Origin of the sequence: Aeromonas sp. Prich7-2, from assembly GCF_017939255.1 — a bacterium.
In the GTDB taxonomy this organism is placed as follows: Bacteria; Pseudomonadota; Gammaproteobacteria; order Enterobacterales; family Aeromonadaceae; genus Aeromonas; species Aeromonas caviae.
The window spans coordinates 1-794 of the sequence record NZ_JAGKRI010000166.1; the positions used below are offsets into that span (position 1 = coordinate 1).

General features: G+C 58.4%; 2 protein-coding genes. One reads left to right on the top strand and one right to left on the bottom strand.

Annotation, left to right across the window (positions count from 1 at the left end; translation table 11 throughout):
- Positions 1 to 79: transposase (locus J9892_RS19485; protein ID WP_210538172.1), on the top strand; the 79-nt coding region annotated here is incomplete at its 5' end.
- A gap of 95 nt (positions 80 to 174) precedes the next feature.
- On the opposite strand, the gene J9892_RS19490 is transcribed toward J9892_RS19485, so the two are convergent.
- The gene (locus J9892_RS19490) at positions 175 to 633 is read right to left on the bottom strand and encodes a hypothetical protein (protein WP_161470212.1); all 459 of its coding nucleotides are present in this window, start codon (positions 631 to 633) and stop codon (positions 175 to 177) included.
- Positions 634 to 794 lie beyond the last annotated feature (161 nt).

Below are 794 nucleotides of genomic sequence, written 5' to 3' on the forward strand. Positions count from 1 at the left end.
ACGCTCTTACTTTGCGGGCTCTTGCGGCGGAGCACCGTTGGAGGTGATCAAGCAATACATTCAAAACCAGCGGGGCTGACGCCCCGGCGAAATTCCCCTCCCACCTACGTCGGAGGGAGTCCCCTTTCGCATTTAAGATGGCTGCAAGCAGCAGGTTATCTCGCTGTCGTCGCGTCACGGGACAACCTCGATGCGGATCACCTGCCAGACCATGTTGTTGTGGATGGCGGACACATCCATGTCGGGATGGGCCGAGAGGGGGACCAGCAGCCAGAGCGGCCCTTTATTGCGACGGGTGAGCGGTTTGTCATCCTGGTAACGCACCAGGGTCAGCGGCACCTTGGCAAACAGGGAGAGATCGACCCGCTGCTGGTAGCCATTGAGTGCGGCAACATCGATGGCGCTGGCACTATCCACCTGCTGCTGCGCCAGCACGCTCTTCAGGGTCGGTCCACGATAGCGGTGAGTGCCGAGGGTCCAGGGCGTCGCCGTCTCGAACTCCACTTGTGGCAAGGCTGTCAACGCCGCCTCATCCAGGGTGATTTCCCGCTTGTCCGGCAGGATCAGTTGCAATAGCGAAGAGGAGGAAGCCTGGGTACCGAACGAGAAAAGCACCAGCAGGAGCGAGGCCATCCCGCGCGTTGGAAAGGTAAGCGCCCTTGAATCGGCATCTTTTTTTCCCAAAATCAGCTCGTCACACTTGAAATCCATTACCTCTTCGCTGGATTTTCACTATGACCACTCAAGAACGTGCTGATTTTTGGCGACAGCAGATCACCGCCTGGCTTGACTCC